The organism is Roseobacter sp. HKCC-CH-9208 (assembly GCF_037805125.1).
Taxonomy (GTDB): domain Bacteria; phylum Pseudomonadota; class Alphaproteobacteria; order Rhodobacterales; family Rhodobacteraceae; genus M30B80.
The window spans coordinates 811,225-835,936 of sequence record NZ_JBBLYK010000001.1 but is presented as its reverse complement, the minus strand read 5'-3'; the positions used below and the strand labels follow the sequence as shown (position 1 = coordinate 835,936).

Sequence of the window (24,712 nt, the reverse complement as noted above, 5' to 3'; positions counted from 1 at the left end):
CGCTGTTTTCGTTTTGATGGTTAAAAGCGGAAATTAGGCAAATCAAAAAAATTATCATTTTGATCTTTTATGATAGGTAGTAATTTTATAGGCTCGTCTCAAGCAGCGCTGCCCATTTAGTAGTTTGGGGCGGCGTTTTGGTTTCGTATGTTAGTTGGTGAGGGTAGTTTGATGTCAAAGCAGATGGCGCTGGTCGATCTTAATCTATTGGCCGAAACAAGCCGATTTCCAGTTTTGAAAGGTTTCATGCGTTCGCCAGCGCATTGGGAATTGCTGTGCAATATCTATGTCCTAGATGGCGATGAAACCTATGGCATCAACGACTATATCGACATGTGCAAAACGGGCAGTGTGACCCGATTGACGCTATCCAATTTCCTGCGCGCGCAAATTTCGAATGGCGCTTTGGAGGTGCAATTTGGCGCCAAGAAAAGCCGCAAAACCCTGACCTTGTCCAACAGCCTGAAGGCAGAGGTCGAGAACTATTTTGCGCTGCGCACTCGCTTGATGAAAGAGCAAGCCTAAGCCAAAACGCGCCCTGAACTGCGCCGCAAGTCGCCTTTGGTAGGCGCAGTGTCGCAGCATTGAGGGCGCAGATTGGCGAAATAGGTCTTTCACATGCCCCATGGCAGGGTTTATCAGCGTGATAGCAAACGCAATTGGCCGTGCCTATCTTGCGGATATGAATCTTGGGCTATCATTTTGGGGGATGGTTGGTGATGACCTCTTTTTCAGGACTTTCAAATAAACTCACTGGGTTGATACGGCGCAGCTTGATAGCGGCGGCCGTTGGCTTTGCTGCGCTCCCCTCTATGTCTCATGCGCAAGAGGTGACGTTACGACTTCACCAATTCTTGCCCGCACAATCCGTTGTGCCTGCGCAGATTTTGGATGTCTGGGCCGATAATGTCGAAGCGGCCTCTGGCGGTCGGATTGAGATTGAACGCTATCCATCTATGCAGCTTGGCGGCACGCCGCCTGAATTGATTGACCAACTCCGCGATGGTGTGGCGGATATTGTTTGGACTGTGGTGGGCTATACCCCCGGCCGCTTCCCCACCACTGAGGTTTTTGAGCTGCCCTTCATGGTCGAAGATGCGGCAGCGGCCTCATACGCCTATTGGGCGATGTTCGAGCGGCACATGGCGCAAGGTGAATTCGCCGATTACCATGTTTTGGGGACTTGGGTGCATGGCCCGGGCGTGTTCCACGCCAATGCGCCCATTTCAGTGCCCAGTGACCTTGAGGGGATGAAAATCCGTGGTGGCTCGCGACTTGTGAACCAACTGCTAGAGCAATTGGGGGCCGAACCAGTTGGTATGCCTGCCCCCGCTGTTCCCGAGGCTCTTTCGCGCGGCGTGATTGATGGTGCGACCTTCCCGTGGGAGGTTACATCCTCTGTGCGCGTGGCTGAGTTGATCTCTTATCACACCGAATTCGAAGGGCCTGCCGTCTATAACCTCACCTTTGTTATGGCGATGAATAAGGATGTTTACGCGGGGCTGCCCGATGATCTGAAGGCGGTCATTGACGCAAATTCAGGGCTAGAGTTCTCCGTTTTTGCGGGACGCACACAGCAAGCCGCAGATGTGCCTGCACGCGATATTGCCGTGGATTTGGGAAACGAAATCATCACGATCCCAGAGGCGGATGCAGCCCAATGGCGCGATCTTGCCGCGCCTGTATACGAGGCATGGGTGGCCGATATGGCGGCGCAGGGGCGTGATGGCGCGGCTCTGATTGATGAGGCGCGCGCCTTGATGGCCGAATATGAGGCCGCAAACCCCTAAGCCCAAGTGGAAGGGGATATGCGCCCCATGTTGGACAGGTTCTTTCATCGCGTGGCGATTGTAATGGCCCTCGCGGGGGGCATTGTTTTATGCGCTGTGATTGTGATGGTGGGCCTGTCCGTTTTTGGGCGCGCCTCTAGCGACCTTGCTCATGGCCTGCGTGATAGTCTGCCTTTCGCACAAGCGCTGATTGATCTGGGCCTTGGGTCTATTCGTGGTGATTTTGAATTGGTCGAAGCGGCCCTAGGATTTGTCATTTTCGCCTTCATGCCCCTTGCGTCTTTGCAGCGGGCGCATGCACGGGTTGACCTTTTGACCCCCTATCTGCTCCGCAGCGTGAAGAGGGGAAGTAATCACTTGAGCGCATGGGGATTTGCCACGGCATTTGCCGTCATGGCGGCCATGTTGTCAGTGGGAACATGGTCAAAATATCAATCAGGTCAGACCTCGTTCATCCTCGCCATTCCCGTATGGATGCCGCAAGCGGCGGCTGTCATTGCGGCTTGGGTGGCGGCCATAGTCGCGCTCTATCTAGCGATGCGCCAATTTGGGCAAGGGTCGCAAGATGAGTGATGTTTGGATCGGCATCCTGTCTTTTCCGACCTTGCTTGCGCTGATTTTTCTGCGCATCCCGATTGGGTTGGCAATGTTTGGGGTTGGCTTTTTGGGCCTGTCTGCCGTGCAGGGGGACGCCAGTTTGGCCTTAGGGCGACTGCGCAGTGAAAGCTACACGATATTCTCAAATTATGCGCTCTCCATCATCCCGATGTTTCTATTGATGGGCCATTTCGCCACTTTGGGTGGAATGAGCCGTGCGCTTTTTGATGCGGCGGCCTCTTTCTTAGGGCATCGGCGGGGTGGGGTGGCGATGGCTGCGATTGGGGCCTGTGCGGGCTTTGGGGCCATTTGCGGCTCCTCCCTGGCCACAGCGGCCACGATGGGGCGGGTTGCCTTGCCCGAACTGCGCGTCAAGGGCTATTCGGGGGGGCTTGCCACCGCTACATTGGCGGCAGGGGGCACCTTGGGCATTTTGATCCCCCCCTCCATCGTTTTGGTGATTTATGCGATCCTGACGGAACAAAATATCGCTAAGCTTTTCGCCGCCGCGCTGATCCCTGGGGTTTTGGCGGCCCTTGGGTATATGGCGGCCATTGCGATTTATATGCGCCGCCACCCTCAGGAAGGCAGGCTGAGCCCGCGTGCCCCTTGGGCGATGCGCGCGCGGGCTTTGCGCGCAACTTGGCCTGTGTTGGCAGTGTTTTTGGTGGTGGTGGGCGGCATTTATGGGGGCATTTTCACCCCCACCGAGGGCGCTGCAATCGGCGCGCTTGGTGCGGGTGGTGTGGCTTGGGCGCAGGGCGGTTTGACGCGCGAAACCCTCGCGCAAAGCCTGCTGCAAACGGCAAGTTCGACCGCGATGATATTTTTCATCATTCTAGGCGCTGCCTATTTCAATGGGTTTCTTGCCCTCACCCAAGTGCCGCAAGGCTTGGCCGAATGGGTTGGGGGGCTGGGATGGAACCCCTATGTGATCCTCTTGCTGATCTTGTGCCTTTACCTGCTGTTTGGCTGCGTCATGGACAGCTTGTCGATGATCCTTCTCACGATACCGATTTTTTTCCCTGTCATCTTATCCCTTGATTTTGGCCTGTTGGATTTCACTTTGCTACAGCTTGAGGCTGTGGCCGAGATTCTGCGCGGTGATCTCTCTGGCTTTGCAGCGGATCAATTGGCCGAGGCGCGGGCCGCCTTGGAGGCAGGCCTCCCCCTTGCCCAAGATACGGCGCGGGCATTGGGGATCAATTTGACAGAGGCGCGTGTCGCGCGGATGGAGGCCGAATTGGTGGCTATTTGGTTCGGCATCCTTGTGCTGATTGTGGTGGAAACGGGGTTGATTACGCCACCTGTTGGGATGAACCTCTTTGTGATTTCCGCAATGGATCGCGACACGCCTGTCTCGGCCACCTATCGGGCGGTTCTTTATTTTGTCACCAGTGATCTGTTGCGCGTGGCCTTATTGGTGGCCTTTCCTGCGATCACTTTGATCTGGCTGATCTAAGCCTTGCTCGTGCCGCGCTGCGGGCTAGGATAGCAGAAATCTGAAAAACTTCGGCAGGGAGAGAGACAGCAATGGCAAAACTTGCATTTTTGGGCTTGGGCGTGATGGGCTATCCGATGGCGGGCCATCTGCAAAAAGCGGGTCACGAGGTGACAGTCTATAACCGCACCACCGCCAAGGCAGAGAAATGGGCGGCGGAGTATGGGGGCGGCTTCGCCACCACCCCGCGCGCTGCCGCCGAGGGCGCGGATGTGGTTTTGTCTTGCGTGGGCAATGACGATGATTTGCGGGCCGTTGTGCTTGGGGATAAGGGCGCTTTGGCAGGTATGGCCAAGGGCGCGCTTTACGTGGATCACACGACAGTTTCCGCGATTGTCACGCGTGAGCTTGGCGCAACCGCAGCCGCATCTGGTGTGGGTTGGGTTGATGCCCCCGTCTCAGGGGGGCAGGCAGGCGCAGAAAATGGACAACTTGCCATCATGTGCGGTGGTGCGGATGCCGATTTCGCCCGTGCAGAGAGCATCGTTGCCGCCTATTCCAAGGCGACAGTCCATTTCGGGGAATTGGGCAATGGCCAAATCACCAAAATGATCAATCAAGTCTGTATCGCAGGCGCCATTCAAGCCGTTTCTGAAGGGCTGTTCTTCGCGATGCAGGCAGGTCTTGATGCGAAAAAAGTGGCCGCCCTTGTGTCGCAAGGGGCGGGCGGGTCATGGCAATTGGCCAATCGCGCCGAGACAATGGTGGACAATAAGTTCAATCACGGCTTTGCGGTGGATTGGATGCGCAAAGACCTCGCCATTGCCTTGGGGCAGGCCAAGGAATTGGGCATTTCACTGCCTGTGACCGCCATGGTGGATCAATATTATGGCGATGTGCAAGCTTTGGGGGGGGGACGTTGGGATACGTCTAGCCTGATCCAACGCTTCCGAAAATTGCATGATATGGATATCTAACGCATGGAACAGTCGGCGGCCCCCACAGATCTTGAGGGGTTTTTGCGGGATATCTTTGACGCGGCAATTGCCGCCGTTGATCCGCGTGCAATCCTTGCCCCTTATTTGCCTCAACGCCCAAAGGGACGCGTGGTGATTATGGGGGCGGGTAAGGCCACAGCGCGGATGGCGCAGGCGGTTGAGGCCGCATGGGGGCCATGCGAGGGGCTTATTGCCGTGCCACATGGCGCAAGCCTGCCTTTGCAGGGGATCGAGGTGGTGGAAACCGCCCACCCCGTGCCTGACGCGGCCAGTGAAGCCACGGCGGTGCGTCTGCTTGAACTGGCGCAAGGCTTAGGCGCGGATGATCTTGCGCTGTTTCTTATCTCTGGTGGGGGATCGGCGCTGTTGGCCGCCCCTGCCCAAGGGGTTCGTCTCGCTGATAAGCAAGCGGTGCATCGCGCGCTTTTGCGCTCGGGCGCGTCCATTTCGCAAATGAATATTTTGCGAAAGCACCTCTCTGCGATCAAAGGCGGCCATCTGGCTGTGGCGGCCCATCCCGCGCAGGTGGTGACCCTCTTGATCTCGGATGTGCCAGGCGATGACCCCGCGATTATTGCATCGGGGCCGACTGTCCCCGACCCGTCAACCATAGATGAGGCGCGCGCCATTGTGGGGCGTTACGCCCTTGATCTGCCGCCAAGCGTATCGGCGCGCCTTGCGTCAGGGCAGGGCACGCCGTCCGCGGATCACCCTGTATTCGGGGCCGCACAGACCCATATGATCGCAACGCCCATGGCGGCGTTACGCGCCGCGCAGGCCCGTGCGAAGGCGCTTTGGCCTGATCTGAGCGTGGTGATCTTGGGTGACGCTTTGGAGGGGGAAGCGCGCGATTTGGGTCAAGCAATGGCAGGGATCACGCAATCCATCTTGCGTCACGGCGTACCATTTTCGGCGCCTGTGTTGCTATTGTCGGGCGGGGAAACCACTGTCACCATTGGGCAGACCAAGCCCGGGCGGGGTGGCCGCAATTCCGAGTTTCTTTTGTCTTTTGCCACCTATGCCCCCGAAGGGGCTTATGCTTTGGCCTGTGATACGGATGGGATAGATGGGGCAGGCACCAATGCGGGTTCGATCTGGTCGCCGCGCGTGGCCCGCCAAGGCTCAGATCTCGACAAACGCGCCTTTCTTGCGGCCCATGATGCATTGCAGTTTTTTGAGATAGCAGATGGTGTTGTAACCACTGGCCCAACCCATACCAACGTGAATGATTTTCGGGCCATCCTGATCCCTGCGGATGCTGCGCTATGATTGCCCTTGATGGCCTGAATTTTACGGCCCTTTCCGACTTTGACGCGATTTTAGATGTGCGCAGCCCGTCTGAATTTGCAGAAGATCACATCCCCAATGCCATCAGTTGCCCCGTGCTGTCCGATGAGGAGCGCGCGCGGGTTGGCACGGTTTACAAACAAGACAGCCCCTTTGCCGCGCGCAAGATCGGGGCGGCCTTAGTTGCGCGGAACGCGGCGCATCATATTGAAACCCAACTGTCCCATCATGACGGCGCATGGCGTCCCTTGGTTTATTGTTGGCGTGGGGGGCAGAGATCCAATTCTTTCGCAACCATATTGCGCCAAATCGGATGGCGGGCAGAAGTGGTTGAGGGCGGCTATCGCGCCTATCGCAGATTGATCGTGGCACGGCTTTACGAACAGCCTTTGGGGCTGCGGATCATTCGCCTTGATGGCAATACGGGCAGCGCCAAGACGGAAATCTTGAACCGCCTTGATGCGCGCGAGGTGCAGGTGTTGGATCTTGAAGGCATTGCGCGCCACCGCGGTTCGAGCTTGGGTCAAATGGCAGGGGTGCAGCCGAGTCAAAAAGCATATGAATCTGCGATTGCCGCAAAACTGGGTCGCTTTGACCCGTCCCGCCCCGTTCTAGTTGAGGCAGAGTCTGCGCGCATCGGCATGTTGCGCATACCGCCCATGTTGTGGGTCGCGATGCGCGACAGCCCGCGTATCATGCTAGATATCAGCCCTGCTGCCCGCGCCACCTATCTGACCAAAGCCTATGCAGATTTAACCGCAGATCAGGCGGAATTTGCCGCGCGACTTGAGCATTTGCGCGGGCTGCAAAGCAACGAACGCCTTGATCAGTGGCAAGATATGATCCGCCAAGGGGCGTGGCCTGATTTGGCGCTTGAGTTGATCAAGCATCATTATGACCCTGCCTATGCGCGCTTGCGCAGCACAGAGGCAGAGGGGTCGCAGATGATGCGCATCACAAAAGGCAGCCTTGGCCCCGCAGAGATAGCCCAAATCGTGGATGAGATCGCAGCCGCGCTTTAACGGCGGCGGTCGCGTCTGGTGCTCATGGGTTGGAAGGCAACGCCAACATGGGCCTCGCAATAGGGTTTACCCTGTTGCACAGGCAGGCCGCAGAAATAAAAATTCTCTGTGGCGGGGTCGCCAATGGGCCATTTGCAGGTGCGCTCGGTCAATTCCATCAGGCTGATCCGCTTGGCGTGGTTTTCCACTTCTTTCACCTTGGCCAAGGCCTCGGGGCTGATTTCATTTGCCGAAGGCTGCGGCGGCAATGGTTGACCTGCGGGAACAATCGGTTTGCGCAAAGGCGTGACATTATTCGCGCGTGGCACAGGGGCTGTGGCAGGGGCTTCTGCTGCGGGGCGCGGCTTGGGGCTTGGTTTCGTCTCAGCGGCTGTGTCGCGCTTTGCATTGGCGCGCGCCGTTGCGGCGTTTGGCTCGGCAGGGGCCTTCGTCTCTTTGGGCGCTTTGGCCGTGCTTGCAGGGGTGGTGGTCGAGCGGTTCGACAAACCCAAGCGATGCACTTTGCCGATGACGGCGTTGCGCGTCACCCCGCCCAACTCTTTGGCGATTTGGCTTGCGGATTGCCCTTCGGCCCACATTTTCTTGAGTAGCTCTACGCGCTCATCGGTCCAGGACATCACGTCCCTCCTGCATCAGATATGGCTTTGTGGCCCTTGCGGCCCATCCTTACACAGCGCAATCGCGCCAGTCATAAAGATAGGGATATGGGCGTTTTACACCCGAAAGTGAAGCCCTATTCTAACTGTCCCACTCGCCAAGACAAGAGGCGAAGCGGTGGCGAAAGGGTCAAGGCGGCGGCGACCTTGTCAAAGCATGGGGGGTTGAGATGCGGCAGGGGCTGCTCTACCTGTTGGGGCATCGATAAAGGGCGGAGAGCAGGCAATGTCAGCAGAAATGGGCGCGCGCCGATTTGGTCGGATGAATTGGTTGGGTCTTTATACCTTGATCTGGCGCGAGGTGATGCGCTTTGCCACTGTGTGGAGCCAAACAATTCTCGCGCCTTTGGTGACTGCCGCCTTGTTCATTGCGATTTTCTCGCTCGCCATTGGTGCAAAACGCGGGGATGTGATGGGGGTGCCGTTTGTGCATTTCATTGCGCCGGGGATATTGATGATGACAGTCATCCAAAACGCCTTTGCCAACACGTCCTCCTCCCTCGTGATTTCAAAGGTGCAGGGCAATATCGTTGATACATTGATGCCGCCCTTGAGCCCGCTTGAATTGGTTGTGGGGTATATGGCGGGCGGTATCGCGCGCGGGATTTTGGTGGCGCTTTGCACGATGGCGGTGATTTTTCCCTTCATCGGGCTTGGGGTTGCGCATCCCCTTTGGGCGCTTGTCTTTGTGATCCTTGGCGCGGGGTTTTTGGGTCTTGTCGGCGTTGTCGCGGGGATCATCGCGCAGAAATTCGACCAGATTGCCGCGATCACAAATTTCATTGTGACCCCGCTGAGCTTTCTTTCAGGCACATTCTATTCGATCGAGGGCCTGCCCAATTGGCTTTATGTGGTGAGCCACGTTAACCCAGTTTTCTATCTGATTGATGGTTTGCGCTATTCAGTCTTGGGTGTGTCGGACAGCAGCCCCGTTTTGGGGCTCGCTGTCGCAGGTGGCGCCACGGTTGCCATTGCCTTTGCGGCTTGGGCGATGTTCCGTTCAGGCTATCGCCTCAAGAGTTAAAGACCAAGACACCACCGCATCACGGCTTTTTGGGCGTGCAGGCGGTTTTCGGCCTCGTCAAAGATCACGGATTGTGGGCCATCCATCACCTCATTGGTGACCTCTTCGCCGCGATGCGCGGGCAGGCAATGCATGAATAATGCATCTTCCTTGGCCTGTGCCATCAGCGCGGCATTGATCTGATAGGGGCGCAATTGGTTGTGGCGGCGTTCCTTGGTGGTTTGGCTGTCATGCATCGACACCCATGTATCTGTCACAACCAAATCTGCCCCCTCCACGGCACGCGCAGGATCGCGCACAATTTCGATTTTCGAGCCTTTGGCTTGGGCTTCTTCGATGAAGACGCGCTCAGGATCAAGGGTTTCGGGGCCCGTAAAAGTCAGGTCAAACCCAAACTGCCCTGCGGCATGGATCATTGAGGCGCAGACATTGTTTCCGTCTCCCGACCAGACCACTTTTTTGCCTGCAATCGGCCCGCGATGTTCCTCATAGGTCAGGATATCGGCCATGATCTGGCAAGGGTGGGTGCGGTTGGTCAGCCCGTTGATGACAGGCACGGCGGCATTCTCTGCCAATTCCAACAGCACATCCTCCTCGAAGGTGCGGATCATGATCAGATCAACATAGCGAGACAACACCCGCGCCGTATCTGCGATGGTTTCGCCATGGCCAAGCTGCATTTCGCTGCCAGAAAGCACCATGGATTGGCCGCCCATCTGGCGCACGCCCACATCGAAAGAAACGCGGGTGCGGGTCGAGGGTTTTTCAAAGATCAGCGCCACCATATGCCCCGCAAGCGGCTGCGCGTCATCGGCTGCCCCTTTGGACCGGCCTGCCCGTGCTTGTTTCATCGCGGCCGCCTGATCAATCATAGCCCGTAAATCGCTTGGCGTTGTTTTATGGATATCGAGAAAATGGTTCATTGTTTTTTCTTTCATTCGCGGCAGCGATCACGCGCCTGCGTCAAGGGATTCAAGCGCATGTGACAGGCGCGACACTGCCTCTTGCGCTTCGTTTGCGGTCAAGGTGAGGGGAGGCAGGAGGCGCACCACATTATCTGCGGCAGGCACGCTGAGCATCAATTGCGTTATCGCGGCGCGCACAAGATCAAGGTTGCTGATTTTGCACTTCAGACCGAGCATCAGACCCTTGCCGCGCACCTCCTCGAGATGGTTGGGGAATTGTGCGATCAAACCCTCCAAGCCCTGACGCAACACACCGCTGACCCGCGAGACGTGATCAAAAAATCCATCTTCTAGCATGGCCTCCATAACGGCGGTGCCAACCGCACAGGCCAAAGGATTGCCGCCATAGGTTGACCCGTGGCTGCCTGCAACCATGCCGCTGCCCGCGTCTTCGGTGGCGAGAACCGCACCCAGTGGAAAGCCGCCACCAATGCCCTTGGCGACCATCATGATGTCAGGGGTTACGCCTGCCCATTCATGGGCGAACAGCCGCCCCGTGCGGCCCATGCCACATTGCACCTCATCAAAGATCAGCACCGTGCCTGTCTTGTCGCACAGATCACGCAGACCTTTTAGGCATTGCTCAGGCACGGGACGAATCCCGCCTTCGCCTTGGATGGGCTCGATGATGACGGCGCAGGTTTGATCTGTGATGGCCGCTTCAAGCGCGGCGTGGTCGCCCCATTTCAAATGCGTGAAATTTGGCATTAACGGGCCAAAGCCCTTGATCATCTTCTCAGACCCTGCCGCTGCAATTGCACCCGTTGAGCGGCCGTGAAACGCGCCCTCAAAGGCGACAATCTCGACACGATGCGCCGCGCCTTTTTCAGCATGATATTTGCGTGCCATCTTGATCGCCAACTCGGCACTCTCGGTGCCTGAATTGGTGAAAAAGACCCGATCTGCGAATGAATGTTCGGTCAATAGATCACCAAGGCGCTCCTGTTCAGGGATCGTGTAGAGATTGGAGACGTGCCACAGTTTTTGTGCTTGATCATTGAGCGACTGCACCAGTTTGGGATGGGCATGACCGAGCGCGTTGACCGCAATGCCCGCCGTCATGTCCAAAAATCGGCGACCATCTGCCTCGACCAGCCAAGCGCCTTCACCCTTCACGAAGGAAAGCGGGGTGCGGTTATAGGTTGGAAGAATCGAGGAAGTCATCGCTCGGAAATCCTTGTGGTTGACCGCGTCATCAGCGGTTTTGTGAAAGTCGGGATTGAACAGAGGAAAAAGCTGCTGCGCAAGGGCAGCGGGACAAAAAATGCACCAAATCGCACACAAGAAGCGGCGGGGAGGGCCAAGGCCTTAGCGTCGGCGGCGCTTTTGAGCGATAGGATGCGGTTTTGTTGTCATGGGCTGCGGCATAAAGTGTTTTCTGCCAACAGGCCAGAGAAAAAAGGGCGCCCATCTGAGGGCGCCGTTTTTATGCTTTATGCAACTTGTGCCAAGGCTTGTTTCGGGGTCACGCCAAGGGCAGCGCAAATATCGCGCGTCAATTCAGGCGTGTTGAGGGTGTAAAAATGCAAATCCTCAACGCCGCCTTCGATCAAATCGGTGCAAAGTTCGGTGCACAGGGCGGTCGACAGCAGCGTTTCGCGGTCATCGCGGATGGCCTTTTCATAGGCCTCATCCACCCAAGCGGGGATATGCGCGCCGCAGGCCGATGCAAATCGGCGCACGCGTGTCCAATTGTTGACGGGCAAAATTCCAGGAATAATCGGTGCAGTGATACCCGCATCCGCACAAGCATCGCGAAAGCGGAAAAACGTATCAGCTTCAAAGAAAAACTGTGTGATTGCGGAATTTGCACCCGCATCAACCTTGCGCTTCAGGAACTCGACACAGGCATCTAGGTTTTCTGCCTCTGGATGTGGGTCAGGATAAGCGCCCACACGTAGGTGGAATTTGCCCGTTTTGGCCAAGGCCTCAACCAATTCGACCGAACTTGCAAATCCCTCTGGATGGGGGGTGAATTTGCCCGCACCTTTCGGCGGGTCGCCGCGCAATGCCACGATCTCGGTCACGCCCGCCTCAGCATAGCTGTCCGCAATGGCCAAAGTTTCTTCGCGGGTTGCGTTCACACAAGTCAGATGCGCCGCAACCGCAACGCCATAATTTGCGTGGATTGTTTTCACAGCATCATGGGTCAAATCCCGCGTTGTGCCGCCTGCGCCATAGGTCACAGAGACAAACTCGGGCGAGAGCGGGGCCAACTTGCCCAATGTGTCCCACAGGCGGAAGCAGGCCTCAATCGACTGAGGTGGGAAGAATTCGAATGAAATGCGCGGTGTGGACATGGTGATTCTGAAATCCTTGAATTGCTTGAGATCTTGTCGCATAGAGATGTTCAGTGAAGCAAATTCATAAAATTCATCATCAACATGAGGTTGATATGCATATCGAGTTCCGTCACCTGCGCACGATCAAAGCGATCCATGAATGCGGTGGCCTCGCCAAAGCGGCGGATCAGTTGCACATCACGCAAAGTGCCTTGAGCCATCAGATCAAGGGGCTTGAGGATCAAGCGGGGTTGGAACTGTTTGTGCGCCGCTCCAAACCCATGCGGCTTTCTGCGGCGGGGATGAAGCTATTGCGTTTGGCTGAAGAAGTTTTGCCACGCATCGAGGCCTTGGAAGATGAGTTTTCAGGCCTTCGGTCTGGCAAAGCGGGGCGGTTGCACATCGCGATTGAATGCCACGCTTGTTTTGACTGGCTTTTGCCCGTGCTTGAGGCTTTCCGCACCGCATGGCCAGAGGTTGATGTCGATATTCGCCCCGGTTTGCAATTCGAGGCCCTGCCTGCCCTTCTGCGCGAGGAGGTGGATTTGGTTGTCTCCTCTGATCCAGAAGATTTGGATGGGGTCGATTTTACCCCGCTCTTTGATTATGAGCCTGTTTTCATCTGCTCTAAGGATCATCCGCTTGCACAAAAGGATTTCATCAGCGCCGAGGATTTCGCGCAGGAAACCTTGATCACATACCCCGTAGATCGCGCGCGGTTGGATGTATTTACCGAAGTTTTGATGCCCGCAGGGATTGAGCCAAAAGCAATTCGGCGGGTCGAGCTCTCTGCCGTGATCGTTCTTTTGGTGGCCTCCATGCGCGGGGTGGCGGTTTTGCCCGATTGGGTTGTGCGGGGGCAGGCGTTGCAAAACGCCTCCATTGTCTCGAAACGCCTGACACAAGGCGGGGTGACCAAACGTCTCTATGGGGCTACGCGTGCCGAAGATACGGCCAAGCCCTTTATGGCCAATGTGCTGCGCCTTGCGCGCACTGAGCCACCAAAATTACAGCGCCGTGGTTAGGGCGCGCGCAGATTTTGAAGAATTCGCGCCCCTGCACCCTTGGCACTTGGCCCCGCGCGGGCTATAGGGCGCGCCTATTGCTTGGGCGAAACGCCCCCCGAAAGGAATACCGCGATGCAAGGTTCTGCAAATCTCAACGTCATGATCAAAGCTGCCCGTAAAGCGGGGCGCAGCTTGTTGAAAGATTTCCGTGAGGTTGAGAACCTTCAAGTTTCTTCAAAAGGGCCGGGCGATTTCGTAAGCCGTGCGGATCGGGCCGCGGAGGAAATTCTGCGCGAAGAATTGATGGGCGCACGCCCCAATTATGGCTTTTTGGGCGAAGAAGGTGGCGAGATTGCAGGCACTGACCCAACCCGCCGTTGGATTGTTGACCCGCTTGATGGCACGACAAACTATTTGCATGGTCTGCCCCATTGGGCCGTGTCCATCGCGCTTGAGTATAAGGGCGAGGTCGTCTCTGCGGTGGTATATGATCCAAGCCGCGATGAATTGTTTTTTGCCGAAAAAGGTGCGGGCGCGTGGCTTAATGACAGTCAACGCTTGCGCGTCTCCGCCCGCAATCGCTTGATTGAATCAATCTTTGCAATGGGCGTTCCATTTGGCACGCAGAAATATCTGCCCGCTGTCTTGCGCGATATGGGTCAGCTTTTGCCCGTTTGCGCAGGGGTTCGCCGCTTGGGTGCAGGCTCGCTTGATCTCGCCTATGTGGCGGCGGGGCGCTATGAGGGCTTTTGGGATTACCACCTTAAGCCATGGGATTTTGCCGCAGGTCTGTTGATCGTGCGCGAAGCGGGCGGCTTTGTTGAGCCGATCCGCGAAGGGCAGGATATGATGGTGGATGGCCACCTGATTGCCGCCGCTGAGCCGATTTTTGAGGCTTTTGCGAAAATCATCCGCAGCCGCGAGGACAGTTAAACCGCGCGCGCTTTGGGATGGGCGGTTTCGTAAATCTCAACCAATCTTTTGGTGTCAATCGCGGTATAGGCTTGGGTTGTCGATAGGCTTGCATGGCCAAGCAATTCTTGAATGGCGCGCAAATCGCCCCCTGCATTTAGCAGATGGGTTGCAAAGCTGTGCCGCAGCGCGTGCGGTGTCGCGCTTGGGGGCAGGCCAAGCTGCATCCGCGCTTTCTCAACAATCAGTGCAATGATGCGCGGGTTCAGCGCGCCGCCGCGAATGCCGCGAAAAAGCGGCGCATCGGCTGTCAATTCATAAGGGCACAGGTCGGCATAGCGCGCCAATGCTTTGCGTGCAGCGGGCAAGACGGGCAATTCGCGTTCCTTATTGCCCTTGCCGCGCACCCGCAAGACATCGCCTAAGGGGAGGGTCGCCCCTGTGAGGGCCAAAGCCTCACCACGGCGTAAACCGCATCCATAAAGCAGCGTGACAATCGCCAAATCTCGAGCCTGCACCCATGGGCGGTGATCTTCGCTGGCAACTTGGTCAAGCAGGTGGCGTGCATCCCCTTCGCTCAGAGGGCGCGGTAGGCTGCGTTGATAGCGGGGCGCGCGCATAGAGAGCACCACGCTTGCATCAAAGCCATCGTGGTCTGACCACCAATTGTAAAAACTACGCACCGATGACAAGGCGCGCGCCAAAGATCGGGCTGATACACCGCGCGCGCGCATCGCGGCCATATAGGCCCGCATATCGCGCAAGCTGACAGATTTTAGGGCGTTTGGGCCGCGGTTATCTGGGTCATGGCGGGCGTGAAATTCAAGAAAATCACGCAAATCCCGCCCATAGGCCTCGATCGTTGCCTCCGCACGCCCCTCCACCCCGCGCAAATGGGTGATCCATCGCTCGAAAAGATCACGGGTGGCGGGGGCAATCAGCATGGGTTTAGCCCAAATAGGTATGCATCACGCGCTCATAGACGCCTGCAAAAAACGCCAAGAGGTCAGTCCCTTGGCTCGGGCGGAATTGATGCGGGTCTTCTGCGGCAAAAGCCAACATCCCAGGCAGCCGATCTGGCCCCATATCCAGACGCACAAGACCTTCGGATTTGATCCATTCTGCGGCCGTGCCAAAAACCTGTTCGGCATGGGGGCTTGCGCCGCGCAATGTAACCTGACGCGAGGGCACATCGCGCCCGCCTGTGAGATAGGCATCAACAAAACCTGCAGGCACGATGGAGAGAACCTCATCAAGACCGCTCAGGTCATCGGGGTCACGTTCTTCGGCCTCATGGCTTTCGAGAACCAATTTTGCGCGATCAACGCGCAGGATTTCAGGCAGGTCTGCGGCTGTAATTTTCAAAAAATCTTCGAAATTCTCGGCCTCTAACACACGCAACACGGCGCGGTGAATTTGATTAGTGCCCGTCAGATTTTCATAGGCCGCCGCGATCACAGAGCGATGCGTGTCCTCTAGGCGTTCAAGGCGGCTTTCCAATCGCTCCATTGCAATGCCGCGCATATCGACCACATTACCGCCCATCAGCCGATCATTGGCCGAGATCAGAACGCGCATTAGGTCGCGATCCTCTAGGATTAATTCAGGGTCTTTGAGAACGCGCTCACGCCAATCGCCGAGCATTTCTGCTTTCTGTGTCACTGTCCTTGCCTCATTCTGCGCGCCCCGCCTTTTGGGGGGCATCTCATTTGTGCCACGGTCTGGTGCCGTTTTGCTTACTCGCTACGCCGTCACCTTACACCAAAGCTTTTCCGATTTCTGCCCTGTTTTTTCGCTTCTGCAAATTATGGGGCGGTGGGGTCTTGGTTTTGGTGCTTTTCATCGCGGCGCTTGCGTGGTTCTTTGCATATATCCCGCTTGACCTTGAATGCAAAAGAGAATGAACGCCAACGCGATGGAAGCTGATTTTTTCACTGAAGAGACGCTTGTTGGTGTGCTGACCGCTGAACCGCTGGATCGCGTGCTGGATTATCGCGCGCCAGAGGGGGGCTGTGAGATCGGTGCCTTTGTCGAAGTGCCGCTTGGCCCGCGCCGCGTGATTGGCGTGGTTTGGGGGCGGGGGCAGGGGGGCTATGACCCTACAAAAATTCGTAAAATCGCGAATGTGGTTGATGTGGCGCCAATGCGCCCTGAAATGCGCCAATTTCTAGAGCGCGCTGCGCAATACACCTTTACGCCCTTGTCAGCGATGCTGCGTTTGGCCACGCGTGCGCCTGCATTGGGGGCTTCGCCTCAAGCGCGCAGGCTCTATACGCGGGGGGCGACCACGCCGGCACGGATGACGGATGCGCGAGCCCGTGTCATGGATGTGATTGACGAATATGGCGGCGCCGCGCTGTCGCAAACCGAATTGGCGCAGGCGGCAGGGGTCAGCAGCGCGGTCATCAAAGGATTGGTCGAACAAGGCGCATTGGCGCAAGTCGAGGCTCCCCGCGATGCGCCTTTCCCCGCTTTGGATCATCACCTTGAAGGCAAGAACCTTAGCCCTGATCAGGCGGATATCTCGCGCCGCTTGCGCCACAAAATTGCGGCAGGCGGCTTTGGGGCCAGTTTACTCAAGGGGGTCACGGGGTCAGGCAAAACTGAAGTCTATCTTGAGGCGGTTGCGGAGGCTTTGGCGAAAGGTCAACAGGCGCTTGTCCTTTTGCCTGAGATTGCCCTTTCTGCCGAATTCCTGACGCGGGTTGAAGCGCGGTTTGGTGCGCGCCCTGCCGAATGGCATTCAGGGATTACCATGGCCGAACGGCGGCGCGTCTGGAAAATGGTTGGCGAAGGGGGGGCGCAATTGGTGGTGGGCGCGCGCTCTAGCCTGTTCTTGCCGTTCCGCGATTTGGGTTTGATCGTGGTTGATGAAGAACATGATGCCTCCTACAAGCAGGAAGACGGCGTGTTCTATAATGCCCGCGATATGGCTGTTCTGCGCGGCTCCGTTGCAGGCGCGCAGGTGATCTTGGCATCTGCGACCCCTTCGCTTGAGACATGGGCGAATGCGGAGGTGGGTAAATATGAACGCTTTGATCTGCCCGCGCGGTTTGGCGCGTCAGAATTGCCACAGATGAGCGCGATTGATATGCGCCTTGAAGATGTGCCCTCGGGGCAATGGATTTCACCAAGCTTGGCGCATGAGGTGGCGGCGCGTATTTCAGCAGGTGAGCAAAGCCTGATGTTCCTTAATCGCCGTGGGTTTGCGCCGATCACCCTATGCCGTGCTTGCGGTGTGCAAATCGCCTGTGATCATTGTGATGCCCGCATGGTTGAACACCGCTTTCAAAAGCGGCTGATTTGCCATCAATGCGGAGAGACGAAAGATATTCCCGAAACCTGCCCCGCCTGTGGCGTTGAGGGGAAGTTGACGGCCTTAGGGCCTGGGGTTGAACGCATTGCCGAAGAGGCGCAAGTCCTGTTTCCACAGGCGCGCGTGGCGATTTTATCATCGGATTTGTTTGGCTCCGCCCGAGCGCTGAAAGCGCAGATTGCCGAGATTGCAGAAGGCGGATGCGATATTATCATCGGCACGCAATTGGTGGCCAAGGGGCATAATTTCCCGAACCTCACCTTGGTTGGGGTGGTGGATGCTGATCTTGGGTTGCACGGCTCTGACCTGCGCGCGGCTGAGCGCAGTTTTCAGCTGATGCGCCAAGTTGCGGGCCGCGCAGGGCGCGCTGAAAAAGCAGGGGTCGCCATGATGCAGACCTATCAGCCCGAGCACCCCGTGATCACCGCCATTCTTGCCAATGATGATGAGGGGTTCTGGCGTGCCGAGGCTGCGATGCGCGAAGCGGCCGCGATGCCACCCTATGGCAGGCTCGCGGGGATCGTGATCTCAAGCCCAGATTTGGCCGAATGTTTTGATCTGGGCAATCATCTGGCCCGCCATGATGGTGCGCTGCGCCAGATTCAGGCGCAGGTTTTTGGCCCTGCCCCTGCGCCTGTCGCACGGGTGCGGGGGCGGCATCGTGTGCGCCTTTTGGTCAAGGCCCCAAAAGGCGCGCCCATTCAAGCGGCGCTTGCGCACTGGCTGAACGGATTGAAATATTCCAACAAGCTGCGTCTCTCGGTCGATATTGATCCGCAAAGTTTCTATTGATCTGGCAATTTTTGCGCGGGAACTTCCCTTGGCGCGCAAGCCCCGTTAGAAGGCGAGGGTGATTTGACAAGAAGGATCGCATCCATGAGCGCGCGCGGCACATATCCTGACCCCAAGGCAGGTATCATGCAGATTGCCCTTTATCAGGGCGGATTGAGTGCGCTTCAGGGGCATCAAAACCCGATCAAACTGTCGTCAAACGAAAATCCGTTCGGGCCAAGCCCCAAGGCCCGCGCGGCGATTGAGGCGGCAGCGGCGGATATGCACCGCTACCCTGACACGGGCCACACGGCGCTGCGGGCCGCTATAGGCGCTCTGCACGGGCTTGACCCTGATCGCATCATCTGTGGCGTTGGTTCGGATGAGGTGATCCAGTTTCTGTGCCACGCTTTTGCGGGGCAGGGGGATGAGGTTCTGTTCACCGAGCATGGATTTGCCATGTATCGCATCTGTGCGCTGATGGTTGGCGCCACACCCGTTGAGGTTCCCGAGGCGGATTTTCGTGTCGATATTGATGCCGTGATCGCGGGGATAACGCCACGCACCCGATTGGTGTTTATTGCTAACCCTGCAAACCCAACTGGCACCTTTCTCAGCCATGAGGAATTGACGCGTTTGGCCGATACAATCCCGCCAAATTGTTTGATGGTCATCGATGCGGCCTATGCAGAGTTTGTCGATGGGTATGATGGCGGCGCAAGCCTCGCAACAGAGCGCGACAATGTTGTGATGACCCGCACCTTTTCCAAGCTTTATGGGCTTGGGGGCCTGCGGGTGGGATGGGGCTATGGCGCGAAAGGGTTGATTGAAATTTTAACGCGTTTGCGTCAGCCCTTTAACCTCTCAACCCTTGCGCTTGCAGGGGCAGAGGCGGCGATTGCAGATCAAGACTTTGCCCAAAATTCGGTGCGCATCAACAATGCCGAGCGCGATACCCTGACGCGAGGCTTGCGTGATTTGGGGATCAAAGTGTCGGACAGTGAAGCGAACTTCATCTTGGCCCGTTTCGAGGATGAGGCGACCGCTGACGCGGCTGATGCGTTTTTCAAATCGCGCGGCATTATCGTGCGGGCGCCAAAGTCTTATAAAATCCCGCATGGGCTGCGGATCACCATCGGGCAGCCCGAGGATAATGTTCATGTTCTGGCGGCAATGCGCGCCTTCAGGGGGACGAAATGAGCCAGTTTTACACCCGTGTTGCCCTAATCGGTCTGGGGCTGATTGCAGGCTCAATGTCGCTTGCGATGCGCCGCGCGGGTCTTGCTGGCGAGGTGGTGGGCTATGCCCGCTCGCCCCAGACGCGGGATGTCGCGCGCGAAATCGGGCTTTGTGATCATATCGCGGATGATCTGGCCAGCGCGGTTGCGGGTGCGGATTTGGTGGTTCTTTGCGTACCTGTTGGCGCGATGGAGGCTGTAGCGCGCGAAATGGCCCCGCATTTGGCCACAGGTGCCACAATCTCCGATGTGGGATCGGTGAAGCGCGCGGTGATCGATGCGGTCGCCCCGCATTTGCCACGAGGGGTGGATTTCATCCCAGCGCACCCGCTTGCAGGCACCGAACATTCTGGCCCCCGCTCGGGCTTTGCCGAGTTGTTTGATAATCGCTACGTCCTCCTCACCCCAGAGGCAGACAGCAACCCTGATGCGGTGGCGCGATTGCGCGCCCTGTGGGAAGGGTGCGGTGCCAAGGTTGAGGAAATGGACGCAGATCATCACGATCTGGTTCTTGCCGTCACCAGCCACACACCGCATTTGATCGCCTACACGATGGTCGGTGTCGCTGATGATTTGCGCCGCGTGACGGATAGCGAAGTGATCAAATATTCTGCGGCGGGTTTCCGTGATTTCACCCGCATTGCAGCCTCTGATCCGACCATGTGGCGGGATGTTTTCTTGTCCAACAAAGATGCCACCCTAGAGATTTTGGGGCGCTTTACCGAAGAATTATTCGCCTTGCAGCGCGCTATTCGGCGGGGCGATGGGGATCATCTGCACGCCTATTTCACCCGTACCCGCGCCATTCGGCGCGGCATTATTGAGGCGGGGCAGGATACAGATGCGCCTGATTTTGGCCGGATCCCGCGCAAGAAAGATTAACGCAGGATCAAGCTTGGTGCGGGGCCAATGGGGATCGGCCCTGCAAAGACCGCACCCCCGCTAAAGCGTAAGATGATATCAAGGTTTTCGGGCTGGCCCGAGAGCTGAGCAAAAAACCCAAGCCCGCCATCTAGCATTTGATACAAGTCTTGCGAGATGACCCGAGCGCGCAAGGCCATATCTAACATCGCGCGCCAGTTTTCCGCCCTAAGCGCCAGATCACCCTCAGCTATGCCTTGTGCATCCACTGTGACCGCGCCCGAAGCGCGCAAAACCATATCCCCCCAGATGGCAGAGGCTTCGTCAATTTGGATGGCCGTAAATTGCGGGCGGGCCTGTTCAAGCGCGTCCAAATCCCACGGGCGATCAAAGGTCAAAGTGGCATCAAGGCTGGATTGCTCGAAAATCGTAGGCATGACCCCCGCAGGATCAAGCCGCGCGCGCAGGCCTTGGGGGAGAGATAACCCCTCGATTGCGGCATTCAGATCATAGGTTTGATCCTCATTCTGCAATCGGGTGAATGTGATCGTGGCCGCGTCTAAACTGGCTTGCCAAGCAGCGTCATTCGCGCGCTGAAGGGTGAGATCGCGCAACTGGGTCGCCGCCCCTGACACTGCCAGATTGCGGGTTGGTTCAAGCTGCAAATTGGACTGAAACTGCGCCGAAGCGATATCGAAACGTGCTTCGGGCGTGGCAAAAACATGGGCGCTTGGCCATGTAACGGATATGTCCCCTGCAGACAGCAAGGCCTGATTAATCAAGATTGCTGGGCCTGACCAAAGCCACCCTGTTTCAGGGTCAGCCAGTTCCAAATTCGGGATTGTGGCATTTAGGCTGAGGGGAAAGCCCTTCACCTCAATCGGATCATGTGAGACAAGCCACCCATCGGCTTGGCGTGCTTCGAACCATGCTGCGAGGGTCGAATTGCTTGCTGCGGCAAGCCCAAACCAAACCCCACTGGCCAACAGGCAAAGGGCCGCGATGATGATAAGAACCTTTTTCATGCGCCATTCCTTAACGCTGCGCGTCAGGACTGCCAAGCGCCAAAGCGAGGCGGCATCTCATGTCTGAGGCACAGTTTGAACCTCTCTGGGTCTTTGGCTATGGCAGCCTAATCTGGAACCCGGGCTTTCCTGTGGCGCAGACCGCGCATGCGCGGCTTATCGGATGGCGGCGGTCGTTTTGCATGTCCTCTATTCACCACCGCGGCACGCCCGAGGCACCAGGGTTGGTTTTGGCCTTGGATCAGGCCGAAAATGCCCATTGTGACGGGGTAGCGTTTCGCGTGACTGATGGTCATGAAAGCGCAACCTTGGAATATTTGCGCGAGCGTGAGTTGGTCAGCTCTGCCTATCTTGAGACGCGCCAAACGGTGCATCTGTCAGCGGGTGGGACGCTTGAGAATGTGCTGACTTTTGTCATTGACCCTGACCATTGCCAATATCGCGGCGATCTTGACCTTGAGACCCAAGCCCAGATTATCGCGCGCGCTGTGGGTGGGCGGGGGCCAAACGATGAATATCTGATCAACACAGCCGAGCATTTGCACCAAATTGGCGTTCCTGATACTGATTTACTGTGGCTACAAGCACGCGTTGCTGACATAAAAGCCGCGATAAAACCATCGTGATTTTGTGTCCCCCTGTTGGCAGAGCCATTGAAGGGCGGTAGGTTGGTTCCAAGCAATGGCATGGGGCAGGAGAGTTTTTGATGAGCGGCAGCAACAGAAGCGGGGCGCAGTCTAGTTTCACACGCCCCACCCGCCAGATTTTCCTGATGATGATCATATGCGGCTTGGTCGCGGCAGGTGGCGCAGTGGTTTATCCTATGGTGCTGCCTGTTTTCCTCTCTAACCCCTATCTCAATGGCACCATAGGCGTGGTGTTCTTGGTCGGCGTGATGGCCTGTTTCTGGCAGGTGCTGCAGTTATTTTCTTCGGTGCGCTGGATCGAGCGTGCGGCACAGCAAGGCCTTACAGATCAACGGCGCCCCGAACTTTTGGCGCCTTTAGCCGCCGCTTTGCAAGGGCGTGGCGCACGGATGCAGCTGTCGACTATGACTACCCGTTCCGTATTGGATTCCGTCGGCGCGCGGATGGAGGAAAGCCGTGACATCACCCGCTATTTGGCGAATTTGTTGATTTTCCTCGGCCTTTTGGGCACATTTTTTGGATTGGCCACAACAGTGCCTGCAGTAGTGGATACAATTCGCGGCCTACAGCCAAGCGCCGATGAAGATGGGCTCGCGGTATTCTCGCGGCTGATGACGGGGCTTGAAAGTCAGTTGGGGGGGATGGGCACGGCCTTCGCCTCCTCGCTTTTGGGGCTTGCCGGCTCTTTGGTCGTGGGGCTTTTGGAACTTTTCGCAGGACATGGTCAGAACCGTTTTTACCGAGAAATGGAAGAATGGCTCTCCTCCATCACGCGAATGAGCTTTTCCTCGTCTGATGCCGATGGAGATGGCGGCGGCGTGGATCGTGCGGCCGTGGCCACAGTCTTGGATCACATGGTTGACCAGATCGACAGCCTTCAGGCGATGTTCGCGCAATCCAACGTCCGTCAGGCTGAACTTCAAGCGCGGATGGTAGAGATGACCAGCGCGGTTGTGGCTTTGGCCGAGCGGATGACCCCTCAATCGCAAGAGATCGCAGCACGTCAGGCTCATGCGCAAGAACAACTGGTCGAGCGATTGGAGCTTCTGGGCCATCTGGGCGGATTTGACGATGAAGCCCGCGCGCGAATGCGGTCAATTGACATCCAGCTTGTGCAAATTTTTGAACAAATGGCGGCGCGGGCAAAGCAGTCGTCTGGCGACGATAGCGAAGTACGTGCGCTGCGCCGTGAGATGGCCGCGCTGACGGCCGCTATTCGCCGTGTGACTGAGGCGGATGAAAACGGGCAAGGACAAGCCTGATGGCTTTTCACCGCAGAACGGGAAATCGGTTTTCCGCCGCGATTTGGCCGGGTTTTGTGGATGCTATCACCGCATTGCTGATGGTGATGATTTTTGTGCTGACTATTTTCATGGTGGTGCAGTTTGTTCTGAGTGATCGGATTGCCATGCAGGACGATGAGCTTGATGCGTTGAGTGATCAGATTGCCACTCAGGACAATGAGCTGGATGCTCTTAACGCAGAATTGAATGCGCTCAGTGATGCTCTTGGGTTAGAACAGGCCCGCTCTAGCGGTCTTGAAACGCGCCTTGCCACATTGGGCGGCCAGTTATCCGAGGCACAGGCAAGCATCGCCTCCTTTGAAGAGCAGGTGGCAAGTCTCTTGGCGCGCCAGGCTGATTTGCGCGCTCAAGTGGACAGCACGCGCGCTGAACTTGCAGAAACACTCTCCCGCGAGGAGGCGTTGAACCTTGCGCTTGCGCAAGCGCGCAGCGAGATTGACAGCGCCGCTGAGGCCGCGCGTTTAGCTGCAGCGCGGCGCGAGGCGCTTGAGGCACTATTGGCAGATTTGCGCAGTGAGAACAGCGATCTGCAAACCCAACTGTCTGAAGAAGAAGCCGCACGCATGGCCGATGCTGCGGCAGCCCAAGCCCTTCGCGAGAGATTGGCGAATTCTGACGCGGAATTGACTGCCCTGACCCTTGTATTGGAGGAGGAGCGGGCAAGGGCAGAAGAAACGCTGACCCTATTGGCTGCGGCGCGTGCGGCGCAAGAAAACTTACCCGCCATTGAAGATTTGCAATCACAACTGTCTGAGCGAGAGGCCCTTTTGGCGGTCGCCAATGCCGAGCTTGCAACGACACAGGCGCAATCGACTGCAGCGCAGCGGCGTGTGGTTGTTCTAAATGAGCAGCTTGCAGCCCTGCGCGCGCAACTCGCCGCGCTTGAAAATATCTTGGACGAATCCGAGGCGCGCGATGAGGAAGCACAGGTGCAAATTGACGCGCTCGGAACTCGATTGAACACGGCTCTCGCCCAAGTCGCGGCCGAGCAGCGCGCGCGAGCTGATCTAGAAGCAGCAGAAGCACAGCGTTTGGAACGCTACAGATCTGATTTCTTTGGTCGCCTAAGAGAGGTGCTTGAGGGGCGTGATGGCGTGCGGGTCGTGGGCGATCGTTTTGTGTTTTCCTCTGAAGTCTTGTTCGAGAGCGCCCGCGCTGATTTGAGCCCTGATGGGCGCGCACAGATTGCCAATGTGGCTGAATTGCTGCTCCAGGTTTCCGATGAAGTTCCTGATGGTATCGATTGGATCATTCGTGTCGATGGGCATACCGATAATGTGCCACTGTCGGCCAATGCGGAATTTTCGAACAACTGGGAATTGTCGCAGGCGCGCGCATTATCCGTGGTTATCTATATGAACGAAGAATTGGGCATTCCTGCTGAAAGACTGGCCGCCACAGGGTTTGGTGAATTCCACCCCGTGGCCGAAGGGGACAGCGCCGCAGCGCGCGCGCAAAACCGCAGGATTGAACTTAAGTTGACCGAGCGTTAGCGCAGTTCGATTTCTGCTGGGCGTATTGAGATAAGTTTACCTTCGGGGATCAGTCGGATTCCTCAGATGCATCGTC

General features: G+C 57.1%; 23 protein-coding genes. 16 read left to right on the top strand and 7 right to left on the bottom strand.

Features of this window, described 5'->3' with window-relative positions; genetic code table 11:
- Window positions 1-171 precede the first annotated feature (171 nt).
- The 7 genes from AAC621_RS04135 to mnmH all read left to right on the top strand — a co-directional run bounded on the left by AAC621_RS04135 (window position 172) and on the right by mnmH (window position 7,135).
- Entirely contained in the window at window positions 172-525 is a 354-nt protein-coding gene (locus AAC621_RS04135; protein WP_340243444.1) for a hypothetical protein, read from the top strand.
- A 194-nt stretch (window positions 526-719) separates the two neighbouring features.
- Window positions 720-1,790: a TRAP transporter substrate-binding protein gene (locus AAC621_RS04130; protein WP_445322486.1), complete on the top strand. Its 1,071-nt coding sequence runs from the start codon at window positions 720-722 to the stop codon at window positions 1,788-1,790.
- Between the two features lie 18 nt (window positions 1,791-1,808).
- Window positions 1,809-2,363, top strand: coding sequence for a TRAP transporter small permease (locus AAC621_RS04125; RefSeq protein ID WP_340252493.1), 555 nt, complete (start codon window positions 1,809-1,811; stop codon window positions 2,361-2,363).
- Window positions 2,356-3,849, top strand: coding sequence for a TRAP transporter large permease (locus AAC621_RS04120; protein WP_340252491.1), 1,494 nt, complete (start codon window positions 2,356-2,358; stop codon window positions 3,847-3,849). The genes AAC621_RS04125 and AAC621_RS04120 overlap by 8 nt, the downstream gene beginning before the upstream one ends.
- Before the next feature lie 71 nt (window positions 3,850-3,920).
- Complete coding sequence (locus AAC621_RS04115; RefSeq protein WP_340252489.1) at window positions 3,921-4,805, top strand: NAD(P)-dependent oxidoreductase; 885 nt, start codon at window positions 3,921-3,923, stop codon at window positions 4,803-4,805.
- Between the two features lie 3 nt (window positions 4,806-4,808).
- Window positions 4,809-6,095, top strand: a complete 1,287-nt coding sequence (locus AAC621_RS04110) for a glycerate kinase type-2 family protein (protein WP_340252487.1) — start codon at window positions 4,809-4,811, stop codon at window positions 6,093-6,095.
- Complete coding sequence (gene mnmH / locus AAC621_RS04105) at window positions 6,092-7,135, top strand: tRNA 2-selenouridine(34) synthase MnmH (protein ID WP_340252485.1); 1,044 nt, start codon at window positions 6,092-6,094, stop codon at window positions 7,133-7,135. The genes AAC621_RS04110 and mnmH overlap by 4 nt, the downstream gene beginning before the upstream one ends.
- Here mnmH and AAC621_RS04100 read toward each other — a convergent pair.
- Window positions 7,132-7,752, bottom strand: coding sequence for a GcrA family cell cycle regulator (locus tag AAC621_RS04100; RefSeq protein WP_340252483.1), 621 nt, complete (start codon window positions 7,750-7,752; stop codon window positions 7,132-7,134). The genes mnmH and AAC621_RS04100 overlap by 4 nt on opposite strands.
- A gap of 265 nt (window positions 7,753-8,017) precedes the next feature.
- On the opposite strand from AAC621_RS04100, the gene AAC621_RS04095 reads away from it, so the two are divergent.
- Window positions 8,018-8,815 (top strand): ABC transporter permease, encoded by a 798-nt coding sequence (locus AAC621_RS04095; RefSeq protein ID WP_340252481.1) that lies wholly within the window; start codon window positions 8,018-8,020, stop codon window positions 8,813-8,815.
- Here AAC621_RS04095 and argF read toward each other — a convergent pair.
- The 3 genes from argF to metF form a co-directional block, all read right to left on the bottom strand.
- Window positions 8,812-9,738: an ornithine carbamoyltransferase gene (argF, locus tag AAC621_RS04090; protein ID WP_340252479.1), complete on the bottom strand. Its 927-nt coding sequence runs from the start codon at window positions 9,736-9,738 to the stop codon at window positions 8,812-8,814. The genes AAC621_RS04095 and argF overlap by 4 nt on opposite strands.
- 27 nt (window positions 9,739-9,765) lie before the next feature.
- Window positions 9,766-10,944 (bottom strand): aspartate aminotransferase family protein, encoded by a 1,179-nt coding sequence (locus tag AAC621_RS04085; RefSeq protein ID WP_340252477.1) that lies wholly within the window; start codon window positions 10,942-10,944, stop codon window positions 9,766-9,768.
- 269 nt (window positions 10,945-11,213) lie between these two features.
- A complete protein-coding gene (gene metF / locus AAC621_RS04080; protein WP_340252475.1) occupies window positions 11,214-12,080 on the bottom strand; it encodes a methylenetetrahydrofolate reductase [NAD(P)H] in 867 nt (288 codons plus the stop codon).
- Between the two features lie 95 nt (window positions 12,081-12,175).
- On the opposite strand from metF, the gene AAC621_RS04075 reads away from it, so the two are divergent.
- Window positions 12,176-13,087 (top strand): LysR family transcriptional regulator, encoded by a 912-nt coding sequence (locus AAC621_RS04075; RefSeq protein WP_340256313.1) that lies wholly within the window; start codon window positions 12,176-12,178, stop codon window positions 13,085-13,087.
- 114 nt (window positions 13,088-13,201) lie between these two features.
- Entirely contained in the window at window positions 13,202-14,002 is an 801-nt protein-coding gene (locus AAC621_RS04070) for an inositol monophosphatase family protein (RefSeq protein WP_340252473.1), read from the top strand.
- Here AAC621_RS04070 and AAC621_RS04065 read toward each other — a convergent pair.
- On the bottom strand, window positions 13,999-14,925 hold the full coding sequence (locus AAC621_RS04065; protein WP_340252471.1) for a tyrosine recombinase XerC: 927 nt from the start codon (window positions 14,923-14,925) through the stop codon (window positions 13,999-14,001). The genes AAC621_RS04070 and AAC621_RS04065 overlap by 4 nt on opposite strands.
- Before the next feature lie 4 nt (window positions 14,926-14,929).
- Entirely contained in the window at window positions 14,930-15,643 is a 714-nt protein-coding gene (locus AAC621_RS04060) for a DUF484 family protein (protein WP_411567102.1), read from the bottom strand.
- Between the two features lie 238 nt (window positions 15,644-15,881).
- Between AAC621_RS04060 and AAC621_RS04055 the strand changes: the two genes are divergently transcribed.
- From AAC621_RS04055 to AAC621_RS04045, 3 genes are all read left to right on the top strand, one after another.
- Window positions 15,882-18,089, top strand: a complete 2,208-nt coding sequence (locus AAC621_RS04055) for a primosomal protein N' (protein ID WP_445322484.1) — start codon at window positions 15,882-15,884, stop codon at window positions 18,087-18,089.
- 84 nt (window positions 18,090-18,173) lie between these two features.
- Complete coding sequence (gene hisC / locus AAC621_RS04050) at window positions 18,174-19,268, top strand: histidinol-phosphate transaminase (protein WP_340252469.1); 1,095 nt, start codon at window positions 18,174-18,176, stop codon at window positions 19,266-19,268.
- A complete protein-coding gene (locus AAC621_RS04045) occupies window positions 19,265-20,188 on the top strand; it encodes a prephenate/arogenate dehydrogenase family protein (protein WP_340252467.1) in 924 nt (307 codons plus the stop codon). The genes hisC and AAC621_RS04045 overlap by 4 nt, the downstream gene beginning before the upstream one ends.
- Here AAC621_RS04045 and AAC621_RS04040 read toward each other — a convergent pair.
- Window positions 20,185-21,192 carry a DUF2125 domain-containing protein gene (locus tag AAC621_RS04040; protein WP_340252465.1) on the bottom strand — a complete coding sequence of 336 codons (1,008 nt, stop codon included), beginning with the start codon at window positions 21,190-21,192 and terminating at the stop codon, window positions 20,185-20,187. The two genes, AAC621_RS04045 and AAC621_RS04040, sit on opposite strands and share 4 nt — an antisense overlap.
- A gap of 59 nt (window positions 21,193-21,251) precedes the next feature.
- Between AAC621_RS04040 and AAC621_RS04035 the strand changes: the two genes are divergently transcribed.
- The 3 genes from AAC621_RS04035 to AAC621_RS04025 all read left to right on the top strand — a co-directional run bounded on the left by AAC621_RS04035 (window position 21,252) and on the right by AAC621_RS04025 (window position 24,636).
- Window positions 21,252-21,818, top strand: a complete 567-nt coding sequence (locus AAC621_RS04035; protein WP_340252463.1) for a gamma-glutamylcyclotransferase — start codon at window positions 21,252-21,254, stop codon at window positions 21,816-21,818.
- Window positions 21,819-21,898: 80 nt separating this feature from the next.
- On the top strand, window positions 21,899-23,101 hold the full coding sequence (locus AAC621_RS04030; protein ID WP_340252461.1) for a biopolymer transporter ExbB: 1,203 nt from the start codon (window positions 21,899-21,901) through the stop codon (window positions 23,099-23,101).
- Window positions 23,101-24,636: a peptidoglycan -binding protein gene (locus AAC621_RS04025; protein ID WP_340252459.1), complete on the top strand. Its 1,536-nt coding sequence runs from the start codon at window positions 23,101-23,103 to the stop codon at window positions 24,634-24,636. The genes AAC621_RS04030 and AAC621_RS04025 overlap by 1 nt, the downstream gene beginning before the upstream one ends.
- The last annotated feature ends 76 nt before the right edge of the window (window positions 24,637-24,712 follow it).